Consider the following 5697-nt stretch of genomic DNA (forward strand, 5'->3'; position numbering starts at 1 on the left):
TGTGGCAGGTGTGCTCGTGTAGTTCTGTCTTTTTTTTCAGCCGTAGACGAGCATCCGTCGTGCTCAGGCGTCTCGTGGCCCCGGAGACGTGTACAAGAGACGGGCCTTGCCCCGGCCCGGGCGCGCCGGGGCCGGCCCGGGCTGGGGCACCCCTCCCCCGGCCGGCCCCGGCGGTCCCGGCGCGGGTCAAGGCGGATACGGCGGGTACGGCGGCTGGGGAAGCGGTTGGGGCGGCCCCCCGCCGGCGGCCAAACCCGGTGTGATCCCGCTGCGCCCGCTCGGCGTGGGCGAGATCCTCGACGGCGCGGTCTCCACCATGCGCACCTACTGGCGCACGGTCCTGGGCATCTCCCTGACCGTCGCGGTCGTCACGCAGATCGTGGTCATCCTCCTCGAGGGCCTGGTCCTGAACGACGCGAGCACCTCGGCTCTCGAAGACCCCAGCGCCAGCGTCGACGAACTGACCCGCGCCCTGGGCGACGCCATGCTCAGCACCGGTGTCGTCTTCCTGATCTCGCTGATCGGCACGATCGTGGCGACCGCCCTGCTCACGACGGTCACCAGCCGCGCGGTCCTCGGCAAGTCGGTGACCACCGGGGAGGCCTGGCGCGACGCCCGACCTCAGGTGGCCAAGCTCTTCGGCCTGATCTTCCTGCTGATCCTCATCGCCTTCGCCGTCGTCGCGGTCGGAGCCCTGCCGGGCATCCTCGCCGTCGTCGCGGGAGCCGGCGACGCGGGTGCGAGCCTCGCCGTCCTCGGCAGCCTCGCCACCGGCGTCGTCGCCCTGTGGCTGATGGTCCGCTTCTCCCTCGCCTCGCCCGCGCTGATGCTGGAGAAGCAGGGCATCCTGAAGTCGCTGAGCCGCTCCGCGAAGCTGGTCCGCGGCTCCTGGTGGCGTGTCTTCGGCATCCAGCTGCTCGCCACGCTCATCGCCAACATCGTCGCCTCGATCATCGTCCTCCCCTTCGCCTTCGTCGCCTCCGCCCTGGACGGCGAGGGCTTCACCGGCCTCGTGAACAGCGGAAGCGATCTCGGCTGGACGTACCTCATCGTCAGCGGCATCGGCGCGGTGATCGGCGCCATGATCACCTTCCCGATCACCGCGGGCGTCACCGTGCTCCTCTACATCGACCAGCGCATCCGCCGCGAGGCCCTCGACCTCGACCTCTCCCGCGCGGCCGGCATCCAGGACCACGGCTCCGGCACACCCGGACCCACACCCGGAGGCTGATGCGGTGAGCCTGACGGGGGGAGTTCCGGCATCGCTGCCGGCGGTGCCGGGCGCGGTCGTGCGCGTCGGCGACACCTTCATGCTGTCGCTGTCGCGCTCCGGCGACGAACCGCCGATCACCATCCCGCGTGATCCGGCGCGCGAGGCGGCACAACACGAGCTGTCCAAACGTCTGTACCACGAGAACGACCCCAGCTGGTTCCAGCGTGCACTCAACGCCTTCTGGGACTGGATCGACAAAGTGTTCGGCACAGCCGCGACCGCGGCCCCCGGCGGAGCGCTCGGCCTGGTCGTCATCATCCTGGCCGTCCTCGCGGTCCTGGGCGCCCTGTGGTGGCGCCTCGGCACCCCGCGCCGCGAACCCACCTCCTCCGCCGCCCTGTTCGACGACCGCCCCCGCAGCGCCGCCGAACACCGCGCGGCCTCCGAGGCACACGCCGCCCAGGGCCACTGGAACCAGGCCGTCCAGGAACGCATGCGGGCCATCGTCCGCTCCCTGGAGGAACGCGCCCTCCTCGACATCCGCCCCGGCCGCACCGCCGACGAGGCCGCCGCGGAAACCGCCCGCGCCCTGCCCTCCCGCGCGGACCGGCTGCACACCGCCGCCCGCGACTTCGACGACGTCACATACGGTGGCCGCAGGGCGAGCGAGCAGTCGTACCAGCGCATCGCCGAACTCGACCGCGACCTGGAACGCACCAAGCCCCAGCTCGCGAGCAGCACCCACAGCGCGGCCCCCAACACCCGCCAGGGAGCCGCCGAATGACCACCGAGGCCACCCTCGCGTCCACCTCGGCCTCGCCCACCGCCCGCCAGGTATGGACCCGCACACGAGGCATCGCCCTCGCCCTCGCCGCCCTCCTCGCGGCGGCCGTCACGATCGCCGTGATGCGCTCCGACGCCCGGCACGGCAACCTCGACCCGCGCTCCGCCGACCCCTACGGCAGCCGCGCCGTAGCCGAACTCCTCGCCGACCGCGGGGTGTCCACGCGCGTGGTCACCACCCTGGACGAGGCACGTGCCGCGGCCGAGCCGGACACCACCCTCCTGGTCGCCCTCCCGGACCTGCTGACGGATCGCCAACAGACCCGTCTGCACTCCGCGACCGCCGAATCCGGCGGCCGTACCGTCCTCGTCGCCCCCGGCAGCGCATCCGTCGGACGGCTCGCCCCCGACGTCACGGCAGACCCCGCCACCAGCGCGGAATCCACACTCGAGCCCGACTGCGACCTGCCCGCCGCCCGGCGCGCGGGCGCCGCCGACACCGGCGGTATCCGCTACACCACCACCCACCTCGACGCCGACTCCTGCTACCCCAGCCAACGCCTGGCCACCCTGCTGCGCGTCCCGACGACCGGGGACGGCGACACCGTCGTACTCGGCGCGCCCGACATCCTGCGCAACGACCGCCTCGACGAGCAGGGCAACGCCTCCCTCGCCCTCCAACTCCTCGGCTCCCGCCCCCATCTGGTCTGGTACCTCCCCTCGCTCTCCGACGCGTCGGCCGCCGACGACGACGAACGCAGCTTCTTCGACCTGCTCCCCGCAGGCTGGCGCTGGGGCACCCTGCAGCTCTTCGTCGCCGCAGCACTCGCCGCCCTCTGGCGGGCACGCCGACTCGGCCCCCTCGTACCCGAGAAACTCCCCGTGGCGATCCGCGCCTCCGAAACCGTCGAAGGCCGCGCCCGCCTCTACCGCAAGGCCAACGCCCGCGACCGCGCGGCCGCCGCTCTCCGCTCCACCACCCGCACCCGCCTCGCCCCCCTCGTAGGCGTCCCCGTCACCCAGGCACACGCGCCCGAAGCCCTGCTGCCCGCGCTGTCCGCGCATCTCCACAACGACGGACAGACCCTGCCCACGCTTCTCTTCGGCCCGCCGCCCAGCGACGACGCGGCCCTCGTCTCCCTCGCCGACCAACTCGACACCCTCGAAAGAGAGGTACGCCGTTCATGATGGCCCCGACCACTGACAACGCCGGGTACCCCGGGGATCCGGACACCGCCCGGTCCTCCCTGGAAGCCCTGCGCGCCGAGATCGCCAAAGCCGTGGTCGGCCAGGACCCCGCCGTGACCGGCCTCGTCGTCGCCCTCCTCTGCCGCGGACACGTCCTACTGGAAGGAGTCCCCGGGGTCGCCAAAACGTTGCTCGTCCGCGCCCTCGCATCCGCGCTCGAACTCGACACCAAGCGCATCCAGTTCACCCCGGACCTCATGCCGAGCGATGTGACGGGCTCTCTCGTCTACGACACCCGCTCCGCCGAGTTCTCCTTCCAGCCCGGCCCGGTCTTCACCAACCTCCTCCTCGCGGACGAGATCAACCGCACGCCCCCCAAGACCCAGTCGTCCCTCCTCGAAGCGATGGAGGAACGCCAGGTCACGGTCGACGGCACCCCGCGCCCGCTCCCGGACCCCTTCCTGGTCGCCGCGACCCCGAACCCGGTCGAGTACGAGGGCACCTACCCCCTGCCCGAAGCCCAGCTGGACCGTTTCCTCCTCAAACTCACCATCCCCCTCCCCTCCCGCCAGGACGAGATCGACGTCCTCACTCGCCACGCCGAGGGCTTCAACCCCCGCGACCTGCAAGCCGCCGGCATCCGCCCGGTAGCAGGCCCCGCGGACCTGGAAGCCGCCCGCGCAGCGGTCGCGAAGACGACCATCTCCCCCGAGATCACGGCCTACGTCGTCGACATCTGCCGCGCCACCCGCGAGTCCCCGTCCCTCACCCTCGGTGTCTCCCCCCGAGGCGCCACGGCCCTCCTCGCGACCTCCCGCGCCTGGGCCTGGCTGACGGGCCGCGACTACGTCATCCCCGACGACGTGAAGGCCCTCGCGCTCCCCACCCTCCGGCACCGCGTACAACTCCGCCCGGCGGCCGAGATGGAAGGCGTGACACCCGACTCCGTCATCCAGGCGATCCTCGCCCACGTCCCCGTCCCCCGCTGATGGCACTCACCGGACGCGCCGCACTCATCGCGGCCCTGGGCTCGATCCCCGTCGGCATCTGGGAACCCGGCCTGACCGGCCTCCTCGCCGTGAACGCCCCCCTGGCCCTGGCCTGCGCCTGCGACTTCGCCCTCGCAGCCCCGGTACGCCGCCTCGGCCTGACCCGCTCCGGCGACACCTCCGTACGTCTGGGAGAGACCGCCGACGTCACCCTGACGGTCACCAACCCGTCCAACCGCCCGCTCCGGGCCCACCTTCGTGACGCCTGGCCTCCCAGCAGCTGGCTCCCCGGCACCGAGACAACGGCCTCCCGCCACCGCCTCACCGTCCCCGCAGGCGAACGCCGCCGCCTCACCACCCGCCTGCACCCCACCCGCCGAGGCGACCGCCAGACCGACCGCGTGACGATCCGCTCCTACGGCCCCCTCGGCCTCTTCTCCCGCCAGGGCACCCACAACGCTCCCTGGACGGTACGCGTCCTGCCCCCGTTCACCAGCCGCAAGCACCTCCCCTCCAAGCTCGCCCGCCTACGCGAACTCGACGGCCGCACCAGCGTGCTCACCCGCGGCGAGGGCACAGAATTCGACAGCCTTCGCGAATACGTCCCAGGCGACGACACCCGCTCCATCGACTGGCGTGCCACAGCCCGCCAGTCCGCGGTCGCCGTACGCACCTGGCGCCCCGAACGCGACCGCCACATCCTCGTCGTCCTCGACACCGGCCGTACTTCAGCGGGCCGTGTGGACAACGCCCCACGCCTCGACGCCTCCATGGACGCGGCACTGCTCCTGGCAGCACTCGCCTCCCGCGCCGGCGACCGCGTCGACCTCCTCGCCTACGACCGCCGGGTCCGCGCCCTGGTCCAGGGCCGCACAGCAAGGGACGTCCTACCGTCCCTGGTCAACGCGATGGCGACGCTCGAACCGGAACTCGTCGAAACAGACGCACGCGGTCTTACGGCCACTGCGCTCAGGACGGCCCCACGCCGCTCTCTGATCGTGCTGCTGACCACCCTCGACGCCGCCCCGGTCGAAGAAGGACTGCTTCCCGTCCTCTCCCAACTCACCCAGCGCCACACCGTGCTCGTGGCATCCGTGGCCGACCCTCACGTCTCCCGCATGGCCAAAGCCCGGGGAAACACCGACGCCGTCTACGAGGCCGCATCAGCCGCACAAGCACAGAGCGAACGTCATCGCACCGCGGAACAGCTCCGACGTCACGGCGTCACCGTCGTCGACGCGACACCGGATGAGCTGGCACCGGCGCTGGCGGATGCGTATCTCGCCCTGAAGACGGCCGGACGTCTGTAATCCCTTTCCCGGATTCCCGGAAAGGGAAAAGGAAAGGACTAGGAAAACAAAAAAGGCCCACGCCTGATGGCGTGGGCCTTTTCTAATATTTGTTCGGCGGTGTCCTACTCTCCCACAGGGTCCCCCCTGCAGTACCATCGGCGCTGTAAGGCTTAGCTTCCGGGTTCGGAATGTAACCGGGCGTTTCCCTCACGCTATGACCACCGAAACACTA

The 5697-nt window shown here is 71.4% G+C and carries 4 protein-coding genes, 1 rRNA gene and 1 pseudogene; 5 read left to right on the top strand and 1 reads right to left on the bottom strand.

Annotated elements, in window-relative coordinates; genetic code table 11:
* Nucleotides 1-133 precede the first annotated feature (133 nt).
* The 5 genes and pseudogenes from HLK59_RS47625 to HLK59_RS47645 all read left to right on the top strand — a co-directional run.
* Nucleotides 134-1231, top strand: a pseudogene (locus tag HLK59_RS47625) (hypothetical protein); the annotation flags it as partial.
* A 4-nt stretch (nucleotides 1232-1235) separates the two neighbouring features.
* Nucleotides 1236-1997 carry a DUF4129 domain-containing protein gene (locus HLK59_RS47630; protein WP_346779997.1) on the top strand — a complete coding sequence of 254 codons (762 nt, stop codon included), beginning with the start codon at nucleotides 1236-1238 and terminating at the stop codon, nucleotides 1995-1997.
* Nucleotides 1994-3184, top strand: coding sequence for a DUF4350 domain-containing protein (locus tag HLK59_RS47635; RefSeq protein ID WP_171147933.1), 1191 nt, complete (start codon nucleotides 1994-1996; stop codon nucleotides 3182-3184). The genes HLK59_RS47630 and HLK59_RS47635 overlap by 4 nt, the downstream gene beginning before the upstream one ends.
* Nucleotides 3181-4173, top strand: coding sequence for a MoxR family ATPase (locus HLK59_RS47640; protein WP_171147934.1), 993 nt, complete (start codon nucleotides 3181-3183; stop codon nucleotides 4171-4173). Before HLK59_RS47635 ends, HLK59_RS47640 begins: the two co-directional genes overlap by 4 nt.
* Nucleotides 4173-5483 (top strand): DUF58 domain-containing protein, encoded by a 1311-nt coding sequence (locus HLK59_RS47645; RefSeq protein WP_171147935.1) that lies wholly within the window; start codon nucleotides 4173-4175, stop codon nucleotides 5481-5483. The genes HLK59_RS47640 and HLK59_RS47645 overlap by 1 nt, the downstream gene beginning before the upstream one ends.
* A gap of 91 nt (nucleotides 5484-5574) precedes the next feature.
* On the opposite strand, the gene rrf is transcribed toward HLK59_RS47645, so the two are convergent.
* Nucleotides 5575-5691: ribosomal RNA gene (rrf, locus tag HLK59_RS47650) — 5S ribosomal RNA — on the bottom strand.
* Nucleotides 5692-5697: the final 6 nt, after the last annotated feature.

It is taken from the genome of Streptomyces sp. S3(2020), assembly GCF_013044505.1.
Taxonomy (GTDB): Bacteria; Actinomycetota; Actinomycetes; order Streptomycetales; family Streptomycetaceae; genus Streptomyces.

Excerpts from the sequence above, each read along its gene's own strand:
- HLK59_RS47635 (WP_171147933.1), top strand. The coding sequence starts at position 1,994 with ATGACCACCGAGGCCACCCTCGCGTCCACCTCGGCCTCGCCCACCGCC.
- HLK59_RS47640 (WP_171147934.1), top strand. The coding sequence starts at position 3,181 with ATGATGGCCCCGACCACTGACAACGCCGGGTACCCCGGGGATCCGGAC.
- HLK59_RS47645 (WP_171147935.1), top strand. The coding sequence starts at position 4,173 with ATGGCACTCACCGGACGCGCCGCACTCATCGCGGCCCTGGGCTCGATC.